Here is a 26,356-nt window from a genome sequence, read left to right on the forward strand (position 1 = left end):
TCATCAGCGCTCATCGGTCAGGCTGCTTATACCGACAAGAAAACGATGCTGATCCGGCGAACCTAAATCGCGGAAGTAAGCGACCAATTAGGCCGGCGACGCCGATGCAGCAATTTCGTCTGCCACGCCAAATGCGAATACCGCGCTTGCCGCCGCAGCAACGTGAGAAACGACAAACGCCAGAATCGTGATCACCGGAAGCGGCTTGTCTGAGTTATTCAAAAGCAGCTGCAGCGCCAGCGACGATGTCATCGCGCCGAGAATGCCAGCCAGTATCATGGCCGGCCATAGCCTATCAAAAGACAGCTTTGCGCGGTGGGATAGCTTCCCTAGCCAGCTTTCAGGCACAATTGGGTCGACTGGTCGCCCACCGTCGTGCCTGGTTCTCCTGAAAATGAGGAATATGCCCACGGCCGTCATCGAGGGTAGCACGAGCAAAAGCGCTACCGGGGAAGAGTGGTCAGGTGTAAGTCCATACAGCCAGGCAAGCACAACGGCCGATCCGACATAACACGCTATCCACCATGTGTGTCTGTATGGGAGAGCGGATTTCCAAGTCCGATGCCTCAGTAAAGGATCAAAGGTGACGATCGACCACGCTGGCAGCAACAATCCAATGCCTGTGGGCGCGATTTGAAAGAAGGCCGCCTGCTGGCCGTCGAGGACGGTCCCCGACGGGAACCAGACTTTCGGAAGTAGCGCGACAATGGCCTGGATAATCGCTCCGAACAACAGGCCCGTCAAAGCAGCCGTTGCTGCACGGGCATACAAGGCCGAAGCCGATTTCATTGAACTGCCTGGGAGTGCGAAAGTCGGCACGACAAACAGCAACGGCCGCTACGAAGATTGCATACATCCAGGCCGATCCGGTAAGGGTAGGGTCTTGCGTTTCCTTGAGGATCGAGAATGCACCTGCCACTACCGTGGTAACAATCGTTGCAATCAAGTGATCGTCAGCTTCACCGTCTTGCTTCGAAAGCGCCGAAGTTGCGGCCACGACAACCAGGAGCCCAATCCCTATCGCTAGCAGTCCTGCTTGAACTTCCGACGCAGGGTTCCGATCATTCCCAGCCAAAAGATTGAAACCGCGCAAAACGATCTGTCCCAGTTGGAAGGCCTGGGAGCCAAAGAGCGCTCCGATAACGGGGAGAGCGATGACGCCTGCCCGCGCCTTACCTGACATTCAATCGTCCTTGTTGTTGTGGCTGCACTCTGTCCTCGATCAGTCAGTTTGGAAGACCCTCTTGAAACGAGGCCAGAAGAGCCTGGAATAGTCGAAGCCCGTTCGCTTCGGACACCGCTGCAGAGAACTTGATCTGCGCCCCAAGATGCTCGTCTATTTGAACGAACTGCGCCCCAGACAGCTTAAGGTCTAAGCCCGCCACGGACGGAAGCCTTCGACGAAGCCCATCAGGATCAATCGCATGTCGCAGCGCGTCCGCGGCCTTCGCATTGATGTCGATACCCGCCAAGGAAAGTACGCCATTCGAGATCGAAGCATATTGACCCTCAAGATTGATGGTTGGCGACCCCAACTCGAGCTGGATGGCTTGTTCGCCATCAGTGGTGAGATTGATCGGAAGCGACGCATCGAAAGGTTGAGAGCCAATGATTGTCTTTATTGGATCACCAGGCCCCATGTCGACAACAACCGGAACCTTGGTTTTTATGCCGAATCCTATGTCTTTGATCTGCATGTCTACCTTTGTCTTGTGCACTGGGTTCTCGATGCAGGCCCAAAGAACAACAGTTCCTCCTAGCGCCAACAGCGCCTGTCCTGATTGATAGCTTAGGCTTGACCTGTCGAGCGATACGACCGGATTGTTACCGCTGTAGGAGCGACAATTGTCGCGTGGGAGGGGGATAGCCAGGATCCTATCTGTCTTGGCAGCAACGTCGTCCAAGTCAGAAACTATCGTGACGTCGATCTGGATCTTGTCCAACGCCGCAACTTGATTGACCGTCGCTCTGTACGGAACAATGACATCTACGCCATTGACCACCTCAGTGCGAAGGAAAGGCCCCAAGCGGATCGCTTGCGGTTGATCCTCTGCCCGCGCCGCCGAAACCAACAAGGCGAGCACGACTGTTTGGACAATGTAGCGCATGTCGTATTCCTACAAGCTCTTGGGCGCTCAAGTGTCAGGGGTTGGGCCTGACACTACTCTGGCCTTCGATGGGTCTTTCAGGTCTAGGATTGATCGCTGAAATCAGGCGGTCCAGGATCGAAAAAAGCAGGTCGATGCTGTAGCCGGCCAGGAAGGCGATAGCGAATGGCGTGGGTGTAAGGTTGGCTACTCGCTCAACTCCATCCGCCCCAGTCGGGGTCCAAAACCAGCCGATCGCCAAGCCCGATATTCCGCCGAGACCCAAGCGAAGGAAGGCGCCGCCAGCCTGCGATAGCTGCATAGTCTTTGCTTGATCCGACGAGAACCGGGTTCTAAGCAGATACACGGCAGAGCCCAAGATGCCATAGAGCAACGGCAAAATCGATCCACCCAAGATGGACTTTGTGTTTTCAGCCCAACGCCAAATTCGGTAAAGCGAGGTATTGGTCTCCGCACTGTTGAACGTCAGCCCGAGAGTGTTGGCGAAGTCCGAGATGTTATCCATCATGCGTCGAGCCGCGGTGGCTTGCGGTGGGGCATATTGTTGCGAGCTAGTAGTAGGAGGCGGCTGTGCCGGAGGCGGTGGTGCGACCGCAACTTCCTCTGCTTCAGTTAGCGTAGCGACAACAGCCATTGCGGAAGGCAACGCCATCTCGGTAGAGGTTCGCCAACTCGATGTGACATTTGGGTCTGCGACCTCGCTCGGGATGGCACTTTCGGCGGGAGATTGAGGCTCAGCCTGTTGGACGGTCGTTGAGCAAAGGGAGTTCAGGTCTGATACCACCCAGCTCCACCAATTGCGCCCCTGTTGCGAATAGAGGCAGAATTCATTGATGGATGAAACCGAAGCCACAAGGCGACCGTCAAGATCGCGAGCCGTTTTCAATGCGTTCCGTGCTTCAGGGGTTAGTTGCCAATTGCCTTTTTGATCGATCGCAGATTCCAACAAGACCCTTGTATTCTCGATGCCGTCGAAATAGTCGCTAGATGTCGCTTCCTTAATATCAGAGACGGCTAACGTCAGCTTATTAAAATCTGTCGTAATGCGGATAATGAGCAAGATCAGCAAAAAAGAAAAGATACTTAAAGCCGCCGCTGCGGACGGCAATCTCATGCGCTCGTAGAACGCTCGACGCCGTTCCTCGCTTCGCAATGCGCTCAAGTTACTCTCTGATGCAAATTTATTTATGCGCATCAGTTCACCAATACTTGATTCGAACTTCAATTCGTCGCCAAGAGTAACATCCGCGCCCTTCCCAGAAAGAGCAACGAGCTGATCAAGCAATGGTTGCGGGACAGCTACACCGTTCCGAACGGCCCTAGCGAGTAACAGTCTTGCATCCGAATACGAGCGATCAAAGGTACTCATCGGACATCCGTCCCCACCAGATCGGTAAAAATTACAACGCCATCGCACTTGTCGAAACGCAAAATATCACAGTTGTGCTTGCGATCTCGGCCCATAAAACCTGGAATAGAGATAGTCGCACGTAGCGGTAGCTAATGACAAGGTGCGAATGGCGTCTGAGAGAAGCACATATTGGCGTTCACTTGGACAAAAACCCTTGGCCCAGAAGCATGGCCATGGTTCAAATAGCGCCGGAATAGGAGGATAGCCAAATGTGTGACTGGTATGGCGGATTGCGCGTAGTTTCGATGCGCACAGGCATAATCGCGTCAGCGCTTCTCGCCCAAGCTTGGCTTCCGACTGAGGCAGCTGGAGAAACATTCGACAGCTATGCAGATTTCGCCCAGTCGAGCGTTCCGCAGGAAATTCTATGGAAGGTTCTGGCCCGTAACGGGAAGTCGAAAACCTACACGCAAGTTTTTGCGCTAGACGGCGGTACCGTCGGCATCGCTAATTTCGCAGTAGGGGGTCTGGCTAGCCTCTACAAACTCATGGACACGCAAAAATACTTTGGGCGATCAAGAGAGGATATGGTCGATAACTTCTCCAGCAAATGCAGGCCCGGGAAGCACAGAGGGAATGATACTGGATGGGGATGTTACTCCCAAAAGTGGTGGCGCCAGGGCATGATTCGATTCGTTCGCAGTCCCGAGTCTCGCGATATCCAGAACCAGGCATGGCTCGCCCAAATGAGGCCCACAATTGAACTGGCCTTGGAACATGGCTGGACAAACAGCAGAAGCCTCGCAATCGCTACAGGAGTAGCGAACTCTGTAGGTGGTGGCGGTTTCAAAGAGCTTGCAAAAAGATATGGCTGGCGACCTGAGCAGGTTTTGTCAGGATACGTCGGGAATAACGCTCATCGAGAGAGGCGTCGGGATGCAATCGATGTCGCATTTCCTCATTGAAAAGAACGGCCCAGCCGACGATGTCCGCACCTAAGAATTTCAACATGATGGACGGGGTATATAAGTAAAGAAATCAAATAGTTATGGGAGATCGTGTGCAAAACCTGCACACGAAAATTCTACTTCTCTTCCATTTTCGGTCTTGCGACATCGTGACCCGACAAGTCTCTTGGGACGCCTGTTGAATAGCGGCGCTGACCTATCCTGCGAGGTCGGTCGCCAGTGTGTCCGCAATCTGCCGGCTTCCGACGCCATTCGAGTCGGTCGACCAAGATCAGGCCGAGCGCGCTGACCTTGACGCGGCAATTGCCTCGGTGCGTGAATACGCAACATTCAACCAAAAGGGGCACCATGACGAAACGAAAAATCCTCATCGTGACGGGGGCCGGATCCACCATCGATTTCGGCATGCCTTCTGTTTGGCAAGTCGGCGAGGTCATTAAGGCCGAAATGCAGAAGGTGTTTCCCCTTGCAAACCGTCCGAATGCAAACCTGTACGGTTTTGTAGAATCATCGATCCGACGTCATTGGAATAACGTTCCGTCATATCTACGTCGAGATCCGAACTTTGAAGATGTTCTCTACGCAGTCTTTGCCGCGTCGGGATTGCTATCGGCCAGCGCATCCGCTTCGGGGCTAGGAGCTCTCGTCAAAACAAAGAAGCTGCCGGACTTCAGGTTCTTTGATCGCGAGCCCAAATCCGTGGACCGCTTTGAGCTCTACAATCTGGGAAGTTTTGCAGTCGACGCCATCCTGGCGGACGTTCGTGAACGGTGCAGAATCGCAGAACGGGACCGGTCGGCGCAATTCGGCGAGCTTCAGTCCTTTGTCTCTGAACTCCAAAAGACATTCGACGTTGCTGTTGTCACTCTGAACTATGACAATGTTCTGTACCGCGCTCTGCCAAACATCGAAATTGGCTTCGACCCGCGTACTGGCAGATTCCAGGACGAACGCCTTTTCTTCCGAGTGGATTGGCCTTGCATGCTCCACCTGCATGGGTCGGTGCATTTCGACATGCCAACCCCGAGCAAGGCGGACATGCATGAAATATTCTGGCAGCCCGATATCGATGCTTCATTCGCACAAAATTCGTCTGGTCGAAGCAGGCATCCCAATCCAGAGGGGACGGAATTTCCTACATCGGCGATCGTCGCCGGCTATGGCAAATCCATGCAGCTCGTTCGCAGACCCTTTAGAAGCTACTATGCGGAATTGGATCGGCTTGTTGCAAGCTGTGATGCGCTGTTGCTTGCGGGCTACGGTTTCGGTGATCAACATCTCAATGTTGCCTTCGAAAGGTTTCGCGATGCGCGCCGGCGACCGGTGGTAATACTCGACTACGCCAAACGCGGTTCGTCGACTTTGGGCGGGTTCGAAGACCAGGCTTTGGCAACTGCCGTGGTGCATACTTTTCAGACCGACTTGCACTCGATGCGTTGGTTGGGGCACAGCGTGCCAGGTGAGGTCGACGCATTGATCGACGCTGCAGATTTCGAGACCAGCAACGATCCAGCCACGCCGCTAAGTGTATGGTATGGCGGCATGACTGAAGCTTGCAGGCTACCAGACAAGTTGATCGCTAGGCTTAAGTAGCCGCCCCACGGATCGTGGCGCCATCTGAGGGGATTGTCATCAGCAGCCTTGCGGGTGGCCACTCCACAGCCTACTGAAGGAGGCAGTGTACCAGTATATCCTCGATGCGGCTCGAGTTCAGCTTGACGGATAGCAAAGACCGGAAATTGGGCGGCGACGCCAAGAGGACGCAAGCGGCGATTTTGGAAACCACAGCGCGCGCATGCGTGAGCCAGTTCATGTTCGGCTATTCGTCAATATGTAGCCTATGGGCCCTTCATCCACAGCATACGGATCGCCGTCATAAATCGGCCCAGATGAGCGCGCCGAACTCGTCCTGATCAATAGACCGAACATGCCGTGCTACACGCACCATCTCCTGGAACGAATTCTCTTTAGGCGATCCAGGATCGTAATGGCGATATCGCCAAAAGCGCCATAGAGACGTTCTAATCGCCGCGTACTCGGTGAACGTCTGAAGGGCGCCCCTTTCAGTCGCCAACAGCTGCCGGCGGGATTCGTACCCCGCTACCAAACTCCTGACCTTGGACATCTCGATTGCGCCGTCCACTCGGCACACACCGACTGCGGCCATTGCTAGATCGAACACGTAATAGTAATTGCACGCCAGTTCGAAATCGATGATGGCAACTAGCCTTTCGCCGTCGAAGAGAACGTTGTCGCAGAAGACATCTCCGTGGATCAGACCGCGTGGCAGGCCCGCATAAGACTGTGCTTGAATGCGATCCAGAGAGGCTTTGGTCCAGCCCTCGTAATCGGCATCAACTCCAAGACCAAGAGCGTTGGAGAACTGATAGTGCTCATAGTAGATGCTGGTGGGCAGAAAGCCCGGACAGGGCAATTGGTGAAGAGACGCGATTGATCTGCCAATTTGGTTCAGCTGCCCACTGCTCAAATTCCACACGACTTTTCCCTCTAGAAACTCGCGCAAAAACGCAGGCTTTTGATCGAGTACCAGAATGCGCTCGTTCCCAGGTGCATAGACGAGACCCGAGGTGAAATACCCGTTGGCTCTCAACCACTCGAGCGTGCTGACCATTCGGCCAACTTCCTCCAGCGATTGCTCCTCAATCACGCAGAGGACAAAATTGCCTCGATCGGAGCGAATTAGGTAGTTTGAATTTCCCGAGCCTGCGCCAAGTGACTCCACCCAATTCGCTGTGATGTTGTACGCGGTCTCTATGTGCTTGATTGAGCTGTGGCTAAGCATCCAGCGCCTGACGTTTTCGCCGGTGAAAGAAATCATATCCTCATGGCGCTAGGGCTTGAAGCAAATCCAGCGACAAATCATCAAATCCTTCGATGCCGGCGGACATTCGAATGAGTTGATGAGAAACGTCAACGTTTCGCCGTTGCTCGGCGACCAAGCTCCTGAAAGAAGTCGAAGCTTGAAATGGCGAGTTAAGGGTAGTCGTTGCCTCTCCCATGCTGTTGGCAGGGACAACTAACTTGAGCCTGTTTTGAAAGGCGGTCACATCGATTCTTGGATCAAGTTCAAAGCTTAACACCCCCCCGAAACCTGCCATTTGACGTTTCGCCACCTCATGGCTTGGGTGGCTTGTGAGGCCCGGATAGTGGACTGCCGTCACGCTGGGGTGTTCGTTGAGAAGAACCGCCAGTTTCATCGCGTTTTCGTTGACCTTAGCCATCCTGATTGCCAGCGTGAGCAGACTGCGCTCAAGCAGATGGCACGTCTGTGGATTGAGACACCCCCCGAAGTCGTTGACATACTCAATCATCGGCAAGATGTGGCTCTCAGATCCTATCGCAACACCGGCCGTTATGTCGCCGTGGCCGCCGAGGAATTTCGTCGCGCTGTGAAGAACGATATCTATCCCGTACCTAATTGGTGTCTGATTGATGGGAGTTGCGATGGTATTGTCTATGAAAGTAGTGAGCCCGTGCAGGGCTGCTACTTCGGCGATCATCTCGATGTCAAGGACCTCGAGCAAAGGGTTTGTTGGAGTCTCGATATAGATGGCGCGAGTGTTCGGCCGCATCTGCGAAAGAAAGTCATCACGCTTTGATCCCGCAACGAGAGACACCTCTACCCCGATTTTGGGAAGGTGATTTGCTGCGAATCTAAACGTACCCGAATATATCCCTTTCTGCATTATTAGGTGATCGCCATGGCGCAAGTGCGAAAGCAGCGCGGTTGAGATGGCTGCCATCCCCGAGCTGAATACTAGCGCCTTCTCACCCTGCTCCAAATCGCGAAGCTTCTCTGCCACCGCTCTCTGATTGGCGACGTTCGAGTGCCTTGGGTAAAGGTCTTCTTGCGCCACGAGATGCTTGTGGGAGTTGGACGGAAAGAGAGGCGATCGAGTGCCCCACGTCAAACGGTCGTCAATCGTACCGCTGTGAACACATAGCGTCTCTAGAGAGTATCTCATTTTGTCCGGTTACCTTGATTGGCGCGCGTTCGGGGCGGGGTCTTTCGTTGCCTTCGGCGGATCTACAGCGCAAGAGCCAGTTCAATGAACCGGACGGGATCGAGGCCTATCGAGGGTCAGGGTTCAAGCCTGGGCTCCAAGGGTTTGGCGACCATCGGGGTGAAGTCAACCAAGACCACGTCCCGAAATCCCATTCTTACGTGAGCTTCGGCATAAACCGGCTTCACTTGGTGCCAAACTTGGTCGTCAACGATGCCGATGGTGTCGAGAGGGGAGTTGAGTATAGCTTCGCAGAGGACATTCGCTTGTTCGTTGTCCGTGACGATGTTTTCACCGCCAGTGACACCGCTTCGGTTGATTAGGTGGATCCACGTGAACGGCTCGCCATCCTTATGCAGCCGATTGGGAACCGCTATTCCAGGCTTGTCCGGCTCAGCCTGAAGCCGGATAAAGTGGAGACCTACTTCAAAGGGTAACGAGAGAGAGTGCTCATCGAAGGGCGAATTCTGAAAGTCGTGCACAATCAGTGCACGAATGAGATCGCTGGAAAGGAAGCGTCCAGGGATGGCCTCAAACTGACGCGCCAGGTCGGGCGCCTCATCGTTAAAGGCCGCGTGTTGACGATAAGTTGGCGTGCGTTCAGGGCGTGGGATTAATAACCCCGCGAACGGGATAAGCAGATACCGGCTGAACTGTCGGTAGCGATTTGATGCTTGACCGTAGGGGTCCCGTGGAAGGACAGCGAAATGGTCCTGAACCTTTGCGAGTTCGGCCTTCTCCTCGTTGGTTAGAATAAACTCATCGCCTTTCAAGTAGCAAAAGCCTGAATGCACCATCCCTGGCCGGGCCTCCTTCCCGCACTTGAGGGGCCTAACCGTGTCCCCCACGAATGATATCGGTTGGGCCGTTTCGTCCACCATGGCGATCTCCACAAATAGGCATATCGAAATGGCAGGGCGCACAACCTACATTGCACTTAGATATTACAAGTCCCATTGAGATATTGACGTACGTAAGGCCCGCCCACTCGACCAACATCACTACCGTCGCACGATAGATCGTGTATAACAAGCAACGTCCAAATCGGGAGGGAGAGGATGGCGTTCGCAGAATGGCTCGGTAGGGCAATCGACGATGTGCGACGAGAACGGACGATAGACTTCACCGTCACATCTGCACTTACACAGCGGGGTAATACCCAAACTCCGACTTCGCTTGTGGCGGGCGATAGCTACTTGTCCATTAAGGTGAAGTGCCTTCGCCTCCCAAACAGCCGAGAATTCACTAGCCGCTACTACGGCGTCGTACACTCGTTTGCCAATGTTGCTCGCCGCGGTCGTGCCGCGGCGGAGTTTGTGAGCGCCACCACACCAGCAGCTCTATCGACGCTTGATCCCCGAAATGTGTCGCGTGTCATTTCGATTGATCGACAAGTAGTCGGTCCGACGCCATGGGATGGCGGCGATCTTCGGTTGCAGATCGGACTTTTCTCAGTGGTCGAGCAGGAACTGGCTGGCCCGTTTCTTCAGACGATAACGGCGCTGTCGGATAGAGCCGGAGTGGCCCTCTCATCGGCTGCCGCTCCGTTCGTCGACATCATCAGCGGTGCGGTTAGTGCGCTGGCCGCAAAGGTGGGTTCAGTGCGACTGGAGATCGGAATGGACCGCACTGGCGTACCCGTGCCAGGCCATTATGCTGTGATTGCTGCCCCCAAGGCAGAGGTCGCCGGAGCAAAGCTTGAGCTCGATGAGGCCGACGGCAAACTCCTGCTCAACGGCATAGAATTCAAGGATCACGCCTATCTTGTCTACACTGTCGAATCGACATCAAGGCAGGATCGTTGGGGAGAAATCGAGGAGCTTAGATCAGCGTATCAGCACATTGAGGGGGCAATGCGTGAGCGATCGCGAGAACGCGTGCGGTCAACGCTCCAGGATTTTAAGATTGCGGCGACAATGTGCTCAGACTTGACACCAAAGGATGCCAAACGCCTCGTGGGCGAGGTTGAACAGTCATTGCAGGGCATATTGGGTGAAGCTGAGGTTAGTGCGAAGGCCGGTACCGACCAATTACCGCCCTTTGGCTCACTGAAACTCTACCCGTCGTAAGCCCGGCCGCCACCGTGAGGCGAGCGATGGGACCGATTACCCGATCCGTCAAAGTCGTCGCGAAACTTGCGCTGTTCGGCGTGCTCACGCTGGTACTGATACCGGTTCAAGGGGTGATGCTAGCGATGCGGGCAGAAGGGGCAGCGCGCTGGATGAGCAAATGCTACCATCAATTCTTGGCTTTACTACTCGGAATTCGACTGACTACCAAGGGGACGCCGGGGCAGGCGCCCCTAGTCGTGCTCGCAAATCACGCTTCTTGGATTGACGTTATAGCCATCGCGAGCATTGTGCCAGTCGCCTTCGTAGCAAAGCAGGAAGTCGGCGCGTGGCCTATTATAGGCTCGCTCGCGCGCCTGCAGAGATCTGTATTCGTGAACCGGGACCGCCACATCACGGTCCAGGCGGCCCGAAGGGACATCGCCTCGCGCATACGCGCCGGCTACCCTGTGGTGATATTTCCAGAAGGAACTTCCACGGACGGTACGGTGGTGCTCCCATTTAGGCCGGCCCTAGTTGAATCGGCGCGAGACGTCCTTGCGCTGAACGGGGCAATTGAAGCGGTATGGGTACAGCCCCTTGCGATCACGTACGCTGGTCAAGGCGAGCGCGTAGCTGTGTGGGAGCGCGACGACCCCACTCCATTCTTGTTGCACCTTGTTAGGTTCCTCGCATCGCAAGGGGTGAGGGTGCTGGTTGAATGGGGCGACCCGATAGCCTTTGTCAGGACGTCTAATAGAAAGATCGTTTGCAGGACCGCCGAGGACGCTACGAGGCGGCTGCTCGCGGGATTGCGCCAGGAAGCAGCAGAACTGCGATGATGACTGAGCAAGCTCTGTCTCCGCCGGTTTGCGGACACCAATGGATTGAGATTCCCGCGGGCTTTTCGTGTCTCGGTAGCGATGACACGGACCCCTATGCTGGCGAGAAGGAACGACCACTACGGGAAGTCTTCATTCCCACATTCCTAATTTCCAAATTTCCGACGACCAACGAGCAGATAGCAGCGTTCTATGCAGCAACCGGATGGGAACCGCACCCTGAGTGGTCCGCCTGGTGGCGCCGCTTGAGAGAAGACGAGCGCGCTGAGCATCGCCGGTTTCCGGCTACGCACGTCTCGTGGGATATCGCCGCAGCCTATAGCGCCTGGCTGGGTGAGGAGCACGACAAAGCGATAGGGCTGCCGACAGAGGCGGAATGGGAAAAGGCAGCCCGTGGCGGGGACGCGCGCATATGGCCGTGGGGCGATGTCTTCGATCCCAGCAGATGTTGCTGCGCCGAGTTGGGTAACAACGATTTTTGCAGCGTAGATGATTTTGCATCGGGCTGTTCTCCTTTCGGGGTCGCCCATATGTCCGGTCTCGTTTGGGAATGGTGTATCGATCACCACCATGCGGACAATCACGCAAGCGCTGAGACATTCGCGCCAGCAAATTTCACACCGGCACGGCAGAGGGTTGTGAAGGGAGGATCAGCCTTCTGCACCAAGGAGATTGTGCGGATCGCATGCCGAGACTGGACGAACCAAATAAACCAAGGCGGCGGCGACGACGGCTTCCGTGTGGTGTGGCATGTCCGCTAGCTCGGAGCTCAGCCGAGCGGATGCGGCGCGTCTCCGCGACTCCGTCGTGATGGTGCGTGCCGGAGATTCAATTGGGACCGCGTTCTTTGTAGGGCCAGGAACCCTCCTGACCTGCCGGCACGTGGTGGGAGAGACGCCGGCCAAAGAGGTCAACGTCCTCTGGAGAAATGGGGCCATCGATGTCACGGAAATTCGATATCCCTCTGACGACCGCGGGCCAGACTTGGCCATCCTAAGTGTGGGCGTAACCGACCACCCTATAATGGGCACGGTGCCTGCGAAACTAGCAACTGGCCCGGTTTTCTCGGTTGGTTTTCAATTCGTCGACCGCGGCTACAGCGGTTACCCCGCATTTGGGACACTGGCTGGTGCCACGCACGAGATAGAGTCGGGTCAGGAACTCCTTCAGATCGTTGACGCCCTGATCACGTCGGGTCTTAGTGGGGCGCCTCTATACTCGATCTCGGAGGGTGGAGTCGTTGGCGTTGTCAAGCGGAGCCGACCCGAAGGCGGAGGCTACGCAGTACCGATTGAGGCAATCTCTACGATACTCCCGAACTTCCGTCACAATGCGACGGACGCGCGACATCAGTCCGCCTTAGAGCGGTATTTCAGGGGCCTTTCCGCCGAACACGAGTTCGTAGCACTGGCAGACCTGAATCGGGCTGTGCGGGTTGAGGACATCTTCGTATCTCTCACGATGAAAAACGGCGGAGCGGCCGGGCAGCGTTTTACCGTCGGAACGGGGGGAGAGATCGGAGTGGTGACGGCTGGTGGGGTCTCGATTAGGTCTGTACGAAGGGATCGTGGAGGACCGCAAGCCGCGCGGGGAGAGCAGACGGTAGCGATGCTGGAGGTCTTAGCCCAACAAAAGGCGATTATCGTTGGGGAACCAGGATGTGGCAAGACGACACTTTTGCGACATATCGTTCGCCGGATATCCAAGGGTGAGCTTTTGCGCGAGCGTACGCCGCTCATCATTCCCCTGGCGAGCCTTGTAGTAGGACTGGGATGCATTGAGGCGTGGGTCAAGATTGCCCATTCCGGGGTCGCTGAATTCCTCCTAAAGGCTTTGGAAGGTGGGAACGCGGTTCTCTTGCTGGATGGCCTCGACGAACTGTCGCGCGCACATCATGCGTTGCTCGTAGACGAGCTCAAACGGCTCGCGTCTTTTGGAAACCAAGTATTCATCACCTGTCGCACCGTCTCGCTCCCTCGCGGTCTGTTTCCTAGTGATTTCCGCCAATTCGAGTGCATCGGCTTCAGCGTGGCGCAGCAGCGACGCTTCCTCTCACAATGGTTTGCCTCTCTTCCAGAGCGAGCATCCAGCCTCGAACAACAAATCAACGCCCATAGAGGGGTTCTGGGCTTTGCACGCAATCCGTTGCTCCTGTCGCTTATGGCCGTCGTTGCCGAGAACGAACCATCGTTCATGCTTCCAGTGGCAAGAACAGCGCTCTACGAGAAGTCGATCAGTGCACTGCTGCACCGCCGGAGGACCTCCTCTCAGGCCAAACTTACGCCGGGAGTCAAGCTGCGCCTCCTAAAGCGCTTGGCGGTCGATAATTTCCTCGACTCGCGGGAGGTACTCTCAGAAGCTGAACTGCTGCTTCAAATTGAGAACTTCTTCTCGGGTAGCCGATCAAGTATTGAATCGGACGATGTGATCCATGAACTTGTCGAAGTCGACGGAATCCTAGTGCGACAGGGTGTCGGTCACTATCGATTTCTGCACTTAACCTTCCAAGAATACTTGACCGCAGTCGCAGTGGTCGAGACAGGGCGGTACACGGCCATCTTTGAGCAAATGCTGCTCGTGCCGCGGTGGGAAGAGGTGATCAGGCTCGTGTGCGGTCTACTCCCTCGGGATGTCGCGGCGCAGCAAATCGGCATGATTTGGGGCGGCGCCGAGAACAAAGCGATTTTGGCAAGGCTGCTTCTGGCTGCCCGCGCGGCAAGTGATTGTCCCGCCCTTCCAAATGTGATGCTGCAGCAGTTGGCCCACGCGTTGGTGACGGCTCGGTCGGGCCGTCAAAGGCCAAATCAAGCCTTTGAGGTTGACGAGGCATTGGCTGCATTGTGTCGCACGCACGAAGGTTTGATGGAGGAGGTCGTCTCGTTTGGGAGCTCTCTTTCCCCTAATCCAAAAGTCGAGCAGCCCATGAGTCTACCAACAGTGGTGCGTCTTTTTGGATTGTGTGGCGACCGGTTCTCTGGCCAGAATCTGCGGGCGATTTGGGATCAGTTCGCCTCGGCGCCAATATCGGATACCGTGCTGAGCACGATGGGATCAGTCATCGAAGCGACGGCGCAAGCAGGGTTTCCGGCTACACATATCGTCAAGATGCTCTCGTCACCTTCTTGCTATCTGCGTAGCGCGGCAGCTCGGGCTTTGATCGACCTACAGCCTGTTGGGGCAAAGAGCGAGTTAAAGTTGAACATGGAGGCCGCGGTCAATAGCGACCAGCTTAACCTCACCATGGCTGTTCTAGGCAGCTTCCAGGATAGTCGGCTGGTCGAGCAGGTTTTTGAGTACGCCTTCAGGCGGGATGATCCGACGTTGCAGAATTGCTTCGTGTTTCACTACAATCGCGGCGAGACCGAACTCGACCTGAACCTATTCCGTGACACCTTAGATGCGGCTGCGGATGACAGTAAGCGCGCACGTCTGCTGAGCATGCATCGCTGTTTCCTTGATCCAAGTCTATTCTCAAGGCTGCAGCAGATTGCGAGTAGCGGCGATACCTTCGGCGCGAGCCGCGCGGCGGCGGTCGCGACGCTAGTTAAACTTGATTCAGAGAGCACCATTCCCCTGCTGCGAGCCGTGACCGTGACGGGGGCTTGGAAAGAGTCTCTTCGTGCGATCCTCAGCGTAACGACCGCTCAAAGTGCCGAAGCCGTAGGTCGAGTTCTCCTTAGCGATCTTGCGGTGGATAGGCGCACTGCGCTTTCTTCGGAGATATTGCGCTTCGCGATGAGGCATCGTGTCAGTGTTCTCGTGGACTGGATCGAGAGCCTTTTGGTCAATCCCGACATTCCCGCCGCGGTGTTTAGACATTCTCTATTGGCACTCGCCGCACTCGGTAGTCCTGCGTTTCTCCAATATGCGAACCAATTTCTTGCAGAAAGAAATCCTTCGGATCCTTCCGGCCGCATCCTTGCGTATCGTGGCTTGGGTCTTTTACAAACGACAGCTGCCAGAACCCTTCTCATGCAGTGGCTCGATGGCGAACGCGACCGGGCTGCAGCCGCCGAAGCGATCCGTGCGCTCGGACAATATGGCGATCCGGACAGCGTGCTAACACTAATCCGCCTTCTCGATCTACAAAATTGGCCGATAGGTTGGCCGGCGCCCGAGGGGCCGCGCCGCCAAGGTGACCAACGTCCAAGCGACCTTCGGCGTCTGACAGTGATCGTCGCTCTCGATCGCCTTGGTGCAGCAGCCGCACTTCCCGAGTTGCTGCGCCTTGCCGATGATCCACAAGAGGGTGACGAGGTGCGCGATGCCGCGATGGTAGCCTCGCAGAATATTATGTGGGGTCAAGATGCCTAGTGCACCGAACTCACCTTGCGAATGTGAGACCTCCGCAGATGAGGGACGCCACTCGCTCCGCCTGATCACCGTTCGCTCGGCTGCCGAGTTTCGCTCAGTCGCGGCCTTTCGATACAAAGTGTTCGTGGAAGAGCTACGGTTCCGGCATCCTGAGGCCGACCATCAACGTCGTGAGATATCCGACGATTTGGACCAATGGAGCACGATATACGCGATCATTGACCAACACGAGGAAGTGTTGGGCACGCTTCGGTGCACGGTTCTCGGTGATGTCCCGAACCAAGATGAGATTCTCGAAAGGCGGCAACTGCGTCCGTTTGCAGAGAGGTTTGGCGTTGTATCGATCGCTACGACCAGCCGATTCATGCTCGACCGCCGAATACGAAAATCGAGCGCGATCCGCAGGTTCATTGACGTCGGCGTGGATCTGGCCCTTGCTCGCGGAGTGCGGTTCAACTTCGGGGAGACCAATTCAATTTGGCTTCGATATTTTGAGCGACTTGGGTATCGTCGCTTCACGGAAGGGGTCAACGACCCGGTATTCGGATATCACCTCCCGATCGTAATGCTCGTGCGAGACATGTCGTATTTGCGGCGAGCCAAGTCGCCACTCCTGCGGTTGTTCGCGGAACATGAGCATGATCGAGAAGCCGCGGATTGGTTCGCCAGGTATGCGTCTGACTACCGGGCATTGTCGGCTCTTGAGGTAGGCGGCTCGGCGCATGACCGCCTTTTGGCGATAGGGGTAGCGCCCGCCAGCTTGGCTGCTTGGGAGCGGAGCCTTCCTTCACTTCTCTATGACGATCTTATTCTTCATACTGATGTCCTCATCCTACGCGACGGGGACATACTTACGACCGCTGGAGAAGTGGACCAGACGGCATTTGTTTGCCTCAAGGGTGCGCTCAGGAGGGAAGACGAGCACGGGCGCGATTGCGGGACCGTGACCGTAGGGCAAGGATTCGCGGAGGCTGAGTTTTTCAGCGGTGGGATCCGCCGCGAGACAACAGTCGCGCTTGCAGACACCGTGGTGCTGATCCTTACTGCTTCGCACATGCGCCGAATTGGACGCTATCCCGGCGTGGCTGAGGCGCTATTCAGCAAGCGGCCCAAGGATGAGGGGGGGCAATGCTAGTCGTCGAGACTCTGCGCATGCCTGACCATTGTGATTGGGCGCGACGACCCTTCCGGCACATTTCCGACCTTTGTTGCGTCAGGCTCAACAATAGAGCCGACGAGGTCTCCGAGCGTTTGGGATCGCGTTCGCGCCCAAACAGCAACCCCGCTTGGGATTGCATCTGCTGAATTCCAGCGTATCCTGCTGCCGCGCATGTGAGCACAGGTGGCGCCTGGCGCCTCGACCAGCCACCATTTTGAGAACCAGCGTCGGCATGGCGGCCGAAAATGCTGAGGCAAGAGACCGCCATTCCAAAAGGAAATTCTTTCATGGATTCCCATGCCGTTATTGCGTCCCTGCCAGTCGGCGGGGCCGATCGCTCTGTACTTATTGATGCCGCCAACTCAGCGTTCGAGGCTGTCCTTGAGCGGATCGAACCGAACAACGAGGCGCTAACCAGAAGCCTTTGGGATGCTGGTGACTACGTCGACAATCAACTGTTCACTGATCTGATCACCCCTGACAAGTTGCCAATGCCACGCGACGAGGTTGCGTACTACATCGACGTATTCCTGGTGCATCATGTCATTGGATTGGCAACCGAAGCGGACAGAGAGGCCGCCGAATCCAGGCCTTGAGCCTCGCCGTCCGCAGCAAGTTTTGATTTCCGCGGCGTTCTAGGGCGCAGCGCGATCAATATCGTGACCTTTGCCGCCACCTCTTCAAGGGTGGCGGTAAGGCGGTTTATCTGCGAGGCGGTTGCCGCCAGTTCAGGGCCGCAACGGGTGACGAGATATTCCCGGTTATGGCTGAGGGACTGAAGATGCGTGGCGGTTTTCGTGCGAAGGCGCAGCCCGGATTCCAGCGCGTGTTCTGTACGCGCCGACAGGTCGTGCTGCATTTTGCGGATCTGATTGGGATTGTGCCCACGGTGGAGCAAGAGCGCGGTCAGATAGAGTTCGATCGCATGGATTGCCGACAATCTGAACGGCGCGCGTGTCAACGGTTTGCCGGGTCGGCCTTGTTGAAGGAGCAAGTGTGCCGCCTTGCGGTATTCTTCCGCCAGCTCGTGAAGCTGCTGCGGGGATGCAAGCTCACCGGGATATTTGCGTTCTTCGATCGTCATTTGCGCGATTTGAAAATGCTAAGGTGCAAACTTCGTAGAGTAAGATCCATGGCGTCGCGCGTCTCTTCACTTCGCTATTTCAAATCGCTCCCTGCGATGTTCGTCTACAGCCGGGCAGTCGGTCAGAAAGGCGTCGGTCGACTTACTATAGCGACGGCTCGTTGAGATGCGTTAAAATTTGACCAGACCGCACTGGATCGATCCTGTCTGCCTCTGCGAGTGCCCAACGTTGCCATGCTTCCAGTACCGAGGAATCGATATCAGCCGAACCTTCATCGATCGCGCGACGGACGCGCTCAACAAGCGCGCGAATATCTTCAGCTTGACGAAGTAGCTCTCCGCTGTTCCGCAGGTTTTGCAGGCGCTTTTGGTTGAGTTGGGCCAAGTGTTCCTGGCGGCGTTTTTCCTTTTCAATCCGCTCCCGCTCTGCACGCTCCTCGGCTTCCCGCAGGCTAAGTCGGAACTTCTTCTCGCCCGCCACGATGATCGAAGCCACAATCTCAGCGATCTTTGACTCAAGCTTGGCGTCACCGTCATCCTGCCAAGAAACCGTATTCTTGCGGTCGAAACCCGAATCGACCCGCAGAGCGAGCGGGGTTGATGCTGGCAGGTCTGGCGCCGGCCGCAGGTAGCCCTGATGGCGCACGGTCCGGTGGCTGCCGACTATTTGTATGTCCAGACCCACGTGGGTGTCGCCGATGATTGCTCGCGCATGGATTTCGCCATCGTGCTCGTAGGCGTCACCGTCATGGCCGCGTTTGCTGAGCGCCAAAAACAGCGCATTGAAGATTTTCAGCCGCCGCTTGCCTAACGGATTGTCGAACTTGGGTTCGTCCCAGGTCCACTCGCGCTCCGCGTTTTTGTCACGGCGACGCTGCTCCTGCTTGAGCATTTGAACGAGCCCTTTGTGAGGCCTGTCCAACGTCTGTGGGACGGAAACTTTGCCAATCGCCTTCAACTCCTGTGCGTGGAGTTCGTCGAGATCTTCTGGAACCAACGCGAATGCAAATGGACCATTGGATGCGAGAGGGGCTGCAATCGACAGCACCTTTTTGAAGCGAGCGTCGACACTTGCTCGGCCCAGTTAACCGGGGCGCCGCGGTGGCGCCTTGGGTAGTGCTGGCACCCTCTTTCCGGCACGGATTTTGTTCCAATATCCCTGCGGCGGGGACGCGACTCCGCATCGCGTCAGCAGCTTCTTTAGACCGACATCAGACAGATCGAGCTTCGCTGCCAAGTCCTGCATCGGCGCCGACCAGGCGAACGCAATCAGATCGTCGGGCAACACAAGAATGTCATTCTGCCACACGCGTGCTCTCCTCTATTTGCTCAGCGAGGTTGCTTCTGACACGTCATCGCAGTGTCGATATGACAGGCCATTCAATCTCGTCTAGGCTCAAGCTTGGCAATTTTACCGTGCCCGCGATCGTGCCAACAACGCGCTTCCACCATCAAAGCGGCTGCAGATCGGCCGCAGCTGAGACTTTGCGCCAGCTAGGCATCAGTCGTGTGTTTTAGAAAGCATCTGCCTCTCCTAGTAGATCCTCGGGCAACAGGGGGCTGCCGGATTGTACCTCGCGGCTGAGCGAGGGTTGGTGCTATCGAGGAAGGGCCGCGAAATGCGACTGAAAACCGATTGCCGCCCGTAATCGGGGCGGGCGCTTGGTCGAGCGGCAAAGCTGTGCGTCGGCCGCGGGTCAACTGGCGGCCGTCGGCGACTCGGCGTCAAAATCTGCGCCTGTGAAGCAACGCAGGAGGCGAACGAGGAATTTTTTTGTGGGCTGGACGTGGCGATGGACGAGACCGCGGTGTGCGTCGTCGACGATCATGGCACGGTGCATCTTGAGACGACGGCGGTGACGGATCCCGACGCGCTGTTTGCGGTGTTGAAATCGTTTCTGTCGCGCCTGCGGCGCGTCGGCCACGAGGCGGGATCGCTGTCGCCCCGGCTGCATCCCGAACTCAAGAAACTCGGTCTGCCGGCCATCTGCCTGGAGACACAGCACGTGCGCGCCGCGATGTCGGCACAGCGCAACAAGACCGACAAGGCCGATGCACTCGGCATCGCCCACATCATGCGCACCGGCTGGTTCCGGCAGGCCTATATCAAGTCGCAAAGCTGCTACCGGACGCGGCTTTTGCTGACCCACCGGCGCAATCTGAAGGCCAAGTTCCTCGACCTGGAAAACGCCGTCCGCCATTCGCTGAAGGCGTTCGGCATCCGCTTGGGCAAGGTCGGCCGCGGGGCCTTCGAGCAGGCGGTGCGCCAGGCTGTGGTGGACGATCCGCTGTCGTCCGAGCTGATGGACGCCATGCTGTCGGCGCGCGCGGCGTTGTGGCGAGAATATTGCCGGCTGCACGATCTCGTGGTGAAGATCGTCGCACGCAGCGAGCCGTGCCGGCGCTTCATGGCGATCCCCGGCGTCGGCCCGGTGACGGCGCTCTCCTTCATGACCGCGATCGACGATCCGTCGCGCTTCCGCCGCTCGCGTGACGTCGCCGCCTACTTCGGGCTGACCTCGCGGCGCTGGCAATCCGGAACATCGATCGTCCAGGGACGCATCTCCAAAGCTGGCGACGCGGACGTGCGGCGCTCGCTCTACGAGGCAGCCTCGGCGCTGATGAGGCGCTTCCGCGGCACGGACAAGGTCAAAAGCTGGGGCCGGGAAATCGCCAAGCGCTCCTGCCATCGCAAGGCGTGCGTGGCGGTGGCGCGCAAGCTGGCGGTGATCATGCACGCCATGTGGAGCGACGGAACGTTCTACGTCGGCGATCCGGCGGCGAGCCGAACCGACGCTGCCCAGCGCGCTCATCTTAAGGACCGCAAGCTGCTCGGAGCCCATCGATGAGCAGGGGATCATCAAATGAAACGCAGGGCGTCAGCGACCTGAACGACGCCAACTGAACACGGAGATCCGCCTTGGCGGATGAGGACCGATGCAGACCAGGAACGACGGAACGCACGTTATCTTGCCTGCGGCCGCGCCGATCGACAGACGGCCGGACCGCGCTCGATTGCCTGTGACGATGCTCCGTCAGTCCGATGGAAAAGTGCGCCACGACGGTTCGAGCGCTGCAAATAAGCAGCGAAACTATCCCGTCGCAGAGCGCGGAAGACTGCACGGCGCATCGGAACTCGACGCCCAAAAGCGGAATCGTAGCGCGGAGAATAGATTCGTATATTATCGCACAAAAAGAAAGGAACGACGATGGGCACGAAGTATCGCCAAATACGACCGATTAAGACGGCAGGATAAAAGGCAGCAATGTGCTGCCCTTCTGCGGTCGTTTCGTTTCAATTGGTTACGCTTTGATTTTGCAATGTGTGCGGGTTGCGCGCACCTTGCGGCGATAGGAATTTTTCATTTGTTTCAGCGGCTTAGTACAGGGTGCGGTGCTTCGGTCTGATCGGAAGATGCTGGTGCCGGGAAGGGGCGCGTTGCGGACGCGGCGCCAGGATCGACGAGCGACTCGATGCGACGAGTTTTCGGCGGAGCGCCACTGAGTTGTGAGGTCCATGGCGCAGAACATGCCCGTGCTTTGCTCGCTGTGGCTGGCGTTAGCGTTGGCGCAGCGACCCTTCTGCGACCGGGTGGCGCCAAGCCGCCAGCGTCGGCCGTCGGATGGCGGCCGAGCGCTGGCTTGTCGGTTGCGGACATCCCTCTCGCAGAGAAGGTTTCCGAGTTTCTTTGTCCAAGTTAAGGCGTACCGTTCGCGGCAAAGGCTGCCGTAGGTCTGATCTTGCGACCTCGACGACGAGCGCATGACAAGCGTACCAACGGTGCGGACGCCCTCGCCGCATCGGCCCACGCTGGATAACTGTAGGGTCGTCGCGAGCCGTCCATCCTGACATGAATGGGCGAACCGTCGTGTTACGGTGCTATTGATGTTCACAGCATCCGATCCGGCCAGTCGTGAAGTGAAGAGGAGAGTTACCACGTCCAGGATCAGTCGCCGCGCCTTGCTTTTCCATTCCGGCTGCGCAGTCGCCGCCTCGACCGTTGCTGCAAACGCTCTCGGCACAAAGCCGCTGAGCCGAGATCGGCAGCCGTCCAACAACCTGCAAGGGCTGATTGAGGCGCACAAGACAGCGTACATATCATTCGGCAGGGCCGTCCACGAAAAGGGCAACCGCAGCCGCGACCACATCAAGGCTGGCCTAAAGGAGGAGAGGGCACTACTGGCCATCGGCGCCTATCCTGCGGTCAGGGAAGTCGATCGCCTGGCCAAGGCCCGATACCTTTTGGAGATCGAGGCGCGCGGCGAACTCGACCTGCCAGAACACATGCAGGCTCTTCTCCGCTCTACGATGTGAAAGGCATGATAGGACCGGGCGCGTAGACGGTCAGACCCAGGAATGTCTGCCATGCGCCGCAAGTCGGTCAGTTGACAGGTTAGCACGAGCGCCTGAAAGCAGACGTCGTTTTACATTGAATGTGGCGTCTGAGATGGCGGACTTTTCCCTCCAGTCAGTTTTTGGGGGCCACCTAAAGGCTTACCTGCCATTTCGCTTAAGTATTGAATCTTACACCGCTAAGGGCGATGTGCTGCAATCACCCATCTAGCAGGCAGTGCTAAGCCGACGTCACCATGGCGGTTTGTCCCCAGTGATTTGTTCTTCTTCGCTGTTGGTGTACAAATTCATTGCACCGATCGGGCGGCGGGGGCTGTCATGGAATCGCAGTGTTGGATCAATCTCGGGGCAGATGGAACCTTCGCTGCGAGCGGTCGGCTTGCGAGCACACCCGACGATGTCGTACATCTGCTAGGGGATGCGCTGGGCGGCTCGACGCGACTGGTACTGTTTTTCCATGGCGGCCTCGTTAACGAAGCCTCGGGTCTCGCAAGCGCTGAGCGGATGGCAGGCAATTATGGCGCGACCGCCGCATCGCTCGGCCTCGTTTGGGAAACCGGCCTCGGTGAGACTGTCCGCGACAATCTGCTCGGGATCGTCGAATCCGAACTGTTCAAAAAGGCGTTGTCGTGGGTGCTGGCAAAGGCTGGGGTCGGCGATGACGAAGGCGCCAAAGGCGCAGCCGGCGGTAAGCTTACTGCGGCCGAGATCGAAGCGATGCTCAACACGCCGGAAGGCGCAGCAGCGCTCCATGAGGCTGAAAGCTGATGCCTATCGATCGGGCAAGCTGTGCTTGCGATACGTCCGACTGAACACGAACGATCGCAATCTGCCTGCCGACATGCTTGTCAGCGGGATGGGGGCTTGTAGGTTTAGGCTTTTCCCATACCGTAACAGGAGGAGGCGGTTTCGATTCCGACAAGGCCTCTCGCTGTTGCATCTGTCACTCCCGGAATGTGAGTCTGTCACGGTGCGCCGCCAGGAACTCAGCAAATTTCCGAACGCTTGGTGAGTTACAGAACTGCGAAACGCATCAACGCCTTCAACCCAGCTCTCTCTGCCGGCTAATCCGGACAATATCGTCGATGGCCGAGCGGATTTGGGGCCAGGGAAACTCGGCATCGTCTTCAGACGACTGACCTTCCTTAAGCACTGCATCAAGCTTGGCTCCTACGCCGGCAAGGGTAGTGGCAGGCGTTTCAGACAATTCTTCGAGCAAAGCCTCTACTCGGTTGGCCGCCTCGTGCTCAGCAAGCATCGCGGCGGAGTACCCTATTTCCCTGTCGGCAGCATCCCAGTGAGCCTGATGGGCCGCGAAGTCGGCTTCAGCCTTCGCGCGAACCGCTGCGTCAACGGGGTCGACGCTTAGTGATCCACGAATTTCCTTCAGTGAATGCAGTGTCACGCTCTCACCATTCGAGAGTATCGTCGCACTCGGAAAGCCAATAGTTTCGGCGAGCTTTCGCTCTAAGCGTTGTTGCTCACGGCACAGCCGCTCGGTCAATTTGAAGGCGTCCTGCCATTCGCGCCACACCGTTACAGCGGGATCGTCCGATTGGTCCTCTTCCAGAGTCTTGCGAGCAAACTCGGTTGGCCGCGATCCCATCATTGCATTTGTTGTTCGGGCAGCTACGGTCCTGCCCGTGACGAGGGGCAAAGTCGTGGTATGCTCTCCAGCAACAGATTGCCGGGGAAGTAGGTTTCAATGCCCTCCCAAGCCTTGACAGCGCTATTAAAAAAGGCCTCATCGGTAATGTATCCATCTGCACTTCCGTCCGAATTGGTTCCAGTTGATAGGTCATTTACGATTGCATCGAGCGCAGCGTCGGCGACTTTCTGTGAAAGATGATATATTCCAGTGTACTCTGGGTCGGCGTCGCTGCCCGGACCAAATACGACCTGGAGGATTCGATTTGATGCGAGAGCCACCCCTCCGACCGGACCGGAGAACGTCGCGATTCGGGACTGCAGCGATGCTTCACCGCTGTCCATCATGGCGTTGTAAGCCATGTAGAACCCACCCCGGTTGTGAGCATCTGCCAAGCCCGAGAGCACCGCGACCTCGCGATCAGTCAGCCCTGCTTCTCCATTCGGCGCAACGTACGTCTCAGACATCTTTTCCCTCCATCAAGGCCTGATTGCGTCAATACGCGTAATATGCTCGGTATGCCTGTCCAGAAATTCAATAACTGGCTGGCAGTATTTCTTGTCACTATCGTAGTAATGCTTCTTTGGGACAAGAACACTAACCAACCAACCCTTGTAACTCAACGAAACCTCGCATCTTACATTTCGCACATCAGGATCACATCGAGACCGTTTTAGTGCTAGTGAGGTGCGGAGAAGATCATCCAATTCGTCGTTTCGTAGACATCGCGGGTTGTCCGACAGAGCTTTCCCTGCGCGTCCATTCGTGGGTATGATGAAAAATCTTTCTGTGAGATCTGCAGCAGGGTCGGCCAGGATTGCCGGCGAAAATTCTCTCGCCGCGGGATCAAGCAAGGCGAAAAGATGGGCGGCATGAAACGATCTCTCACCCCTGCGCCCTCCAATAGCGTCATTGGAACCTACTTCCGTCGATAGGAACGCTTTCGATACGGTAAGCTTCCATTCCGCTATTTCTGCGGTTCGACCCTTCTCTCCCGTACCGCCTTGCAGCGTAGAAGCGTCAAATTTGAAAACAAATTCATGGGGCTCCATACTTCTCGATGCGGAAGTAGGCATTCCAGGTAAGATCGACCTGGACAATCGGGTGAATCCTCCGACCGCCCAATAGCCAAGGCCAAGTAACACGGCCAAGACAACCATAGACGCCAGCAAAGTTGCCGATCTTGTCATGGATAGTTCGCCCCAAAGCCCCAGAACCGCACTAACCGCTTCGGCTACTAAGCTTGGAGTATCCTAGCCCAGTATGAGATTTTTAATATTAGTTACTTCTTATGTATTAATCGCCGCCGCTAGTCTAGAATCAATTTTTTATTGGAAAAGGCAACAGTCATGTTGTGGGCATTGATAAATATTTTGTCTGCCGGTTCGTACATTTTTAGACTTGTTTTTGCTACTCACTTTCTCCTATTTGCCCTGAACAGCAGCCCGCGGCGCCACCACGACCTCTGGGGCGGTTGCGTGCGACGTCAGCTTTCAGGAAACAGCAGAGCTGATCTGTTCGGCCGAGATGCGGCGCAAAGTCCGACAATGGCGTCGGCACCAGCGATGTCCGCTTCTGGAAGATAGACAGGAGGGCGGGAATGGCCGAGATGCGGCGCATGGCCGCCGTTCAGTAGAACTATTGGGGGGCGTGCTGACGTTCACGACCAGGGAGGCACGCGTCCCAGAAAGTCGATGCCTCCTCAAATTCTTCCTAGAACCGAATCTAACGTCCCAATTTGTCCCACAAGCACACGCAATTCGGGTTGAGGCGCGACCCAGAAAGTTCGAAAAGCTTCCAGGAAGCCCAGGCGAATTGGACGCCGCATCGGACAATAAGGGTACGGATATCGCAGCGAACGTCCGCAATGGGACGGTCAATATCGTCGGCAAAAGAGCGTCCGAATAGGGCTGTCGACGGCTCCGTCGTGGGAACGAAAAAAGAAGAGAAGCAGAACTTTCGTGTGCGATTTTTGCGCACGGTCTCCCGCAACTACCTGATATTACTTATCTATCTGCCCCATCCATCATAGGTCAATCGGCACCGCCTTCCGTCGAGGGTGCGCTGACCTGGACATCCACGACCTTCATTTTCATGATTTGCGGCACGAAGGAACGAGCCGGCTCTTCGAAGCTGGGTTCACAATTGAACAGGTAAAGGTGAGGCGGCACTTGAGCGTGCGATTGCAGAGGCAAGACGCGGCGGCGCCACGGTCGTCATCATCACCCATCGTATGTCGATTGCGGCGACCTGCGATCGCGCCCTGAAGCTTCGCAACGGCGTCATCGAGTCTTTTGGAAAAGTGCGCCACGACGGCTCGAGCGCTGCAACCATGCAGCCCAAACACCCCGTCGCAGAGCGCGGAAGATTGCACGGCGCATCGGAACTCGACGTTCAAAAGCGGAATCGTAGCAAAGAGAATAGATTCGTATACTATCGTAGCCGGAAGGAGTAA

The 26,356-nt window shown here is 56.6% G+C and carries 23 protein-coding genes and 1 pseudogene; 12 read left to right on the forward strand and 12 right to left on the reverse strand.

Annotation, left to right across the window (positions count from 1 at the left end):
• Positions 1–87: 87 nt before the first annotated feature.
• The 4 genes from ACFX5Q_RS23465 to ACFX5Q_RS23480 all read right to left on the reverse strand — a co-directional run bounded on the left by ACFX5Q_RS23465 (position 88) and on the right by ACFX5Q_RS23480 (position 3,477).
• Positions 88–279, reverse strand: coding sequence for a hypothetical protein (locus ACFX5Q_RS23465; protein ID WP_404281853.1), 192 nt, complete (start codon positions 277–279; stop codon positions 88–90).
• Positions 280–577: 298 nt separating this feature from the next.
• The gene (locus tag ACFX5Q_RS23470; RefSeq protein WP_404281855.1) at positions 578–1,183 is read right to left on the reverse strand and encodes a hypothetical protein; all 606 of its coding nucleotides are present in this window, start codon (positions 1,181–1,183) and stop codon (positions 578–580) included.
• A 43-nt stretch (positions 1,184–1,226) separates the two neighbouring features.
• The gene (locus tag ACFX5Q_RS23475; protein WP_404281857.1) at positions 1,227–2,108 is read right to left on the reverse strand and encodes a hypothetical protein; all 882 of its coding nucleotides are present in this window, start codon (positions 2,106–2,108) and stop codon (positions 1,227–1,229) included.
• A 34-nt stretch (positions 2,109–2,142) separates the two neighbouring features.
• Positions 2,143–3,477, reverse strand: coding sequence for a hypothetical protein (locus tag ACFX5Q_RS23480; RefSeq protein ID WP_404281858.1), 1,335 nt, complete (start codon positions 3,475–3,477; stop codon positions 2,143–2,145).
• A gap of 251 nt (positions 3,478–3,728) precedes the next feature.
• On the opposite strand from ACFX5Q_RS23480, the gene ACFX5Q_RS23485 reads away from it, so the two are divergent.
• Together ACFX5Q_RS23485 and ACFX5Q_RS23490 are read left to right on the forward strand one after the other, a co-directional pair.
• Complete coding sequence (locus tag ACFX5Q_RS23485) at positions 3,729–4,424, forward strand: hypothetical protein (RefSeq protein WP_404281859.1); 696 nt, start codon at positions 3,729–3,731, stop codon at positions 4,422–4,424.
• 351 nt (positions 4,425–4,775) lie between these two features.
• Complete coding sequence (locus ACFX5Q_RS23490; protein ID WP_404281860.1) at positions 4,776–6,020, forward strand: SIR2 family protein; 1,245 nt, start codon at positions 4,776–4,778, stop codon at positions 6,018–6,020.
• Between the two features lie 280 nt (positions 6,021–6,300).
• On the opposite strand, the gene ACFX5Q_RS23495 is transcribed toward ACFX5Q_RS23490, so the two are convergent.
• The 3 genes from ACFX5Q_RS23495 to ACFX5Q_RS23505 form a co-directional block, all read right to left on the reverse strand.
• Complete coding sequence (locus ACFX5Q_RS23495) at positions 6,301–7,266, reverse strand: homoserine kinase (RefSeq protein ID WP_404281862.1); 966 nt, start codon at positions 7,264–7,266, stop codon at positions 6,301–6,303.
• Positions 7,267–7,270: 4 nt separating this feature from the next.
• A complete protein-coding gene (locus ACFX5Q_RS23500; RefSeq protein ID WP_404281864.1) occupies positions 7,271–8,413 on the reverse strand; it encodes a trans-sulfuration enzyme family protein in 1,143 nt (380 codons plus the stop codon).
• A 116-nt stretch (positions 8,414–8,529) separates the two neighbouring features.
• Positions 8,530–9,249 (reverse strand): 2OG-Fe dioxygenase family protein, encoded by a 720-nt coding sequence (locus ACFX5Q_RS23505; protein WP_404281865.1) that lies wholly within the window; start codon positions 9,247–9,249, stop codon positions 8,530–8,532.
• Between the two features lie 261 nt (positions 9,250–9,510).
• Between ACFX5Q_RS23505 and ACFX5Q_RS23510 the strand changes: the two genes are divergently transcribed.
• The 7 genes and pseudogenes from ACFX5Q_RS23510 to ACFX5Q_RS23540 all read left to right on the forward strand — a co-directional run bounded on the left by ACFX5Q_RS23510 (position 9,511) and on the right by ACFX5Q_RS23540 (position 17,411).
• Positions 9,511–10,521: a hypothetical protein gene (locus tag ACFX5Q_RS23510; protein ID WP_404281867.1), complete on the forward strand. Its 1,011-nt coding sequence runs from the start codon at positions 9,511–9,513 to the stop codon at positions 10,519–10,521.
• Between the two features lie 26 nt (positions 10,522–10,547).
• On the forward strand, positions 10,548–11,342 hold the full coding sequence (locus ACFX5Q_RS23515; RefSeq protein ID WP_404281869.1) for a lysophospholipid acyltransferase family protein: 795 nt from the start codon (positions 10,548–10,550) through the stop codon (positions 11,340–11,342).
• The gene (locus ACFX5Q_RS23520) at positions 11,339–12,103 is read left to right on the forward strand and encodes a formylglycine-generating enzyme family protein (RefSeq protein WP_404281871.1); all 765 of its coding nucleotides are present in this window, start codon (positions 11,339–11,341) and stop codon (positions 12,101–12,103) included. Before ACFX5Q_RS23515 ends, ACFX5Q_RS23520 begins: the two co-directional genes overlap by 4 nt.
• A 49-nt stretch (positions 12,104–12,152) precedes the next feature.
• A pseudogene (locus ACFX5Q_RS23525) lies at positions 12,153–12,578 on the forward strand (serine protease); the annotation flags it as partial.
• Positions 12,579–12,950: 372 nt separating this feature from the next.
• Positions 12,951–15,656 (forward strand): HEAT repeat domain-containing protein, encoded by a 2,706-nt coding sequence (locus ACFX5Q_RS23530; protein WP_404282003.1) that lies wholly within the window; start codon positions 12,951–12,953, stop codon positions 15,654–15,656.
• A 118-nt stretch (positions 15,657–15,774) separates the two neighbouring features.
• Entirely contained in the window at positions 15,775–16,791 is a 1,017-nt protein-coding gene (locus ACFX5Q_RS23535; protein WP_404281873.1) for a cyclic nucleotide-binding domain-containing protein, read from the forward strand.
• Positions 16,792–17,102: 311 nt separating this feature from the next.
• Positions 17,103–17,411, forward strand: a complete 309-nt coding sequence (locus ACFX5Q_RS23540) for a hypothetical protein (RefSeq protein WP_404281875.1) — start codon at positions 17,103–17,105, stop codon at positions 17,409–17,411.
• Here the strand turns inward: ACFX5Q_RS23540 and ACFX5Q_RS23545 are convergent.
• The 3 genes from ACFX5Q_RS23545 to ACFX5Q_RS23555 form a co-directional block, all read right to left on the reverse strand.
• Positions 17,354–17,899, reverse strand: a complete 546-nt coding sequence (locus ACFX5Q_RS23545) for a hypothetical protein (RefSeq protein WP_404281877.1) — start codon at positions 17,897–17,899, stop codon at positions 17,354–17,356. The two genes, ACFX5Q_RS23540 and ACFX5Q_RS23545, sit on opposite strands and share 58 nt — an antisense overlap.
• A 145-nt stretch (positions 17,900–18,044) precedes the next feature.
• Positions 18,045–18,791: a hypothetical protein gene (locus tag ACFX5Q_RS23550; RefSeq protein WP_404281879.1), complete on the reverse strand. Its 747-nt coding sequence runs from the start codon at positions 18,789–18,791 to the stop codon at positions 18,045–18,047.
• 192 nt (positions 18,792–18,983) lie between these two features.
• Entirely contained in the window at positions 18,984–19,208 is a 225-nt protein-coding gene (locus ACFX5Q_RS23555; RefSeq protein WP_404281881.1) for a hypothetical protein, read from the reverse strand.
• A gap of 484 nt (positions 19,209–19,692) precedes the next feature.
• On the opposite strand from ACFX5Q_RS23555, the gene ACFX5Q_RS23560 reads away from it, so the two are divergent.
• The 3 genes from ACFX5Q_RS23560 (at position 19,693) to ACFX5Q_RS23570 (ending at position 23,021) form a co-directional block, all read left to right on the forward strand.
• Positions 19,693–20,748 (forward strand): IS110 family transposase, encoded by a 1,056-nt coding sequence (locus ACFX5Q_RS23560; RefSeq protein WP_404281882.1) that lies wholly within the window; start codon positions 19,693–19,695, stop codon positions 20,746–20,748.
• Between the two features lie 1,037 nt (positions 20,749–21,785).
• A complete protein-coding gene (locus tag ACFX5Q_RS23565; protein ID WP_404281884.1) occupies positions 21,786–22,214 on the forward strand; it encodes a hypothetical protein in 429 nt (142 codons plus the stop codon).
• A 297-nt stretch (positions 22,215–22,511) separates the two neighbouring features.
• On the forward strand, positions 22,512–23,021 hold the full coding sequence (locus ACFX5Q_RS23570; RefSeq protein ID WP_404281886.1) for a hypothetical protein: 510 nt from the start codon (positions 22,512–22,514) through the stop codon (positions 23,019–23,021).
• 274 nt (positions 23,022–23,295) lie between these two features.
• On the opposite strand, the gene ACFX5Q_RS23575 is transcribed toward ACFX5Q_RS23570, so the two are convergent.
• Both ACFX5Q_RS23575 and ACFX5Q_RS23580 read right to left on the reverse strand, forming a co-directional pair.
• The gene (locus tag ACFX5Q_RS23575) at positions 23,296–23,862 is read right to left on the reverse strand and encodes a hypothetical protein (RefSeq protein WP_404281888.1); all 567 of its coding nucleotides are present in this window, start codon (positions 23,860–23,862) and stop codon (positions 23,296–23,298) included.
• Positions 23,863–23,882: 20 nt separating this feature from the next.
• On the reverse strand, positions 23,883–24,368 hold the full coding sequence (locus ACFX5Q_RS23580) for a hypothetical protein (protein WP_404281890.1): 486 nt from the start codon (positions 24,366–24,368) through the stop codon (positions 23,883–23,885).
• Between the last annotated feature and the right edge of the window lie 1,988 nt (positions 24,369–26,356).

The organism is Mesorhizobium sp. IMUNJ 23033 (genome assembly GCF_044778005.1).
Lineage (GTDB): Bacteria > Pseudomonadota > Alphaproteobacteria > Rhizobiales > Rhizobiaceae > Mesorhizobium > Mesorhizobium amorphae_A.

What these genes read in the sequence shown, in the direction of transcription:
- ACFX5Q_RS23465 (WP_404281853.1), bottom strand. Translation starts at nt 279, where the DNA reads ATGATACTGGCTGGCATTCTCGGCGCGATGACATCGTCGCTGGCGCTG.
- ACFX5Q_RS23505 (WP_404281865.1), bottom strand. Translation starts at nt 9,249, where the DNA reads ATGGTGCATTCAGGCTTTTGCTACTTGAAAGGCGATGAGTTTATTCTA.
- ACFX5Q_RS23540 (WP_404281875.1), top strand. Translation starts at nt 17,103, where the DNA reads ATGGATTCCCATGCCGTTATTGCGTCCCTGCCAGTCGGCGGGGCCGAT.
- ACFX5Q_RS23560 (WP_404281882.1), top strand. Translation starts at nt 19,693, where the DNA reads ATGGACGAGACCGCGGTGTGCGTCGTCGACGATCATGGCACGGTGCAT.
- ACFX5Q_RS23510 (WP_404281867.1), top strand. Translation starts at nt 9,511, where the DNA reads ATGGCGTTCGCAGAATGGCTCGGTAGGGCAATCGACGATGTGCGACGA.
- ACFX5Q_RS23470 (WP_404281855.1), bottom strand. Translation starts at nt 1,183, where the DNA reads ATGTCAGGTAAGGCGCGGGCAGGCGTCATCGCTCTCCCCGTTATCGGA.
- ACFX5Q_RS23545 (WP_404281877.1), bottom strand. Translation starts at nt 17,899, where the DNA reads ATGACGATCGAAGAACGCAAATATCCCGGTGAGCTTGCATCCCCGCAG.
- ACFX5Q_RS23490 (WP_404281860.1), top strand. Translation starts at nt 4,776, where the DNA reads ATGACGAAACGAAAAATCCTCATCGTGACGGGGGCCGGATCCACCATC.
- ACFX5Q_RS23475 (WP_404281857.1), bottom strand. Translation starts at nt 2,108, where the DNA reads ATGCGCTACATTGTCCAAACAGTCGTGCTCGCCTTGTTGGTTTCGGCG.
- ACFX5Q_RS23530 (WP_404282003.1), top strand. Translation starts at nt 12,951, where the DNA reads ATGCTGGAGGTCTTAGCCCAACAAAAGGCGATTATCGTTGGGGAACCA.
- ACFX5Q_RS23550 (WP_404281879.1), bottom strand. Translation starts at nt 18,791, where the DNA reads ATGCTCAAGCAGGAGCAGCGTCGCCGTGACAAAAACGCGGAGCGCGAG.
- ACFX5Q_RS23575 (WP_404281888.1), bottom strand. Translation starts at nt 23,862, where the DNA reads ATGATGGGATCGCGGCCAACCGAGTTTGCTCGCAAGACTCTGGAAGAG.
- ACFX5Q_RS23500 (WP_404281864.1), bottom strand. Translation starts at nt 8,413, where the DNA reads ATGAGATACTCTCTAGAGACGCTATGTGTTCACAGCGGTACGATTGAC.
- ACFX5Q_RS23495 (WP_404281862.1), bottom strand. Translation starts at nt 7,266, where the DNA reads ATGATTTCTTTCACCGGCGAAAACGTCAGGCGCTGGATGCTTAGCCAC.
- ACFX5Q_RS23520 (WP_404281871.1), top strand. Translation starts at nt 11,339, where the DNA reads ATGATGACTGAGCAAGCTCTGTCTCCGCCGGTTTGCGGACACCAATGG.
- ACFX5Q_RS23580 (WP_404281890.1), bottom strand. Translation starts at nt 24,368, where the DNA reads ATGTCTGAGACGTACGTTGCGCCGAATGGAGAAGCAGGGCTGACTGAT.
- ACFX5Q_RS23485 (WP_404281859.1), top strand. Translation starts at nt 3,729, where the DNA reads ATGTGTGACTGGTATGGCGGATTGCGCGTAGTTTCGATGCGCACAGGC.
- ACFX5Q_RS23565 (WP_404281884.1), top strand. Translation starts at nt 21,786, where the DNA reads ATGTTCACAGCATCCGATCCGGCCAGTCGTGAAGTGAAGAGGAGAGTT.
- ACFX5Q_RS23515 (WP_404281869.1), top strand. Translation starts at nt 10,548, where the DNA reads ATGGGACCGATTACCCGATCCGTCAAAGTCGTCGCGAAACTTGCGCTG.
- ACFX5Q_RS23480 (WP_404281858.1), bottom strand. Translation starts at nt 3,477, where the DNA reads ATGAGTACCTTTGATCGCTCGTATTCGGATGCAAGACTGTTACTCGCT.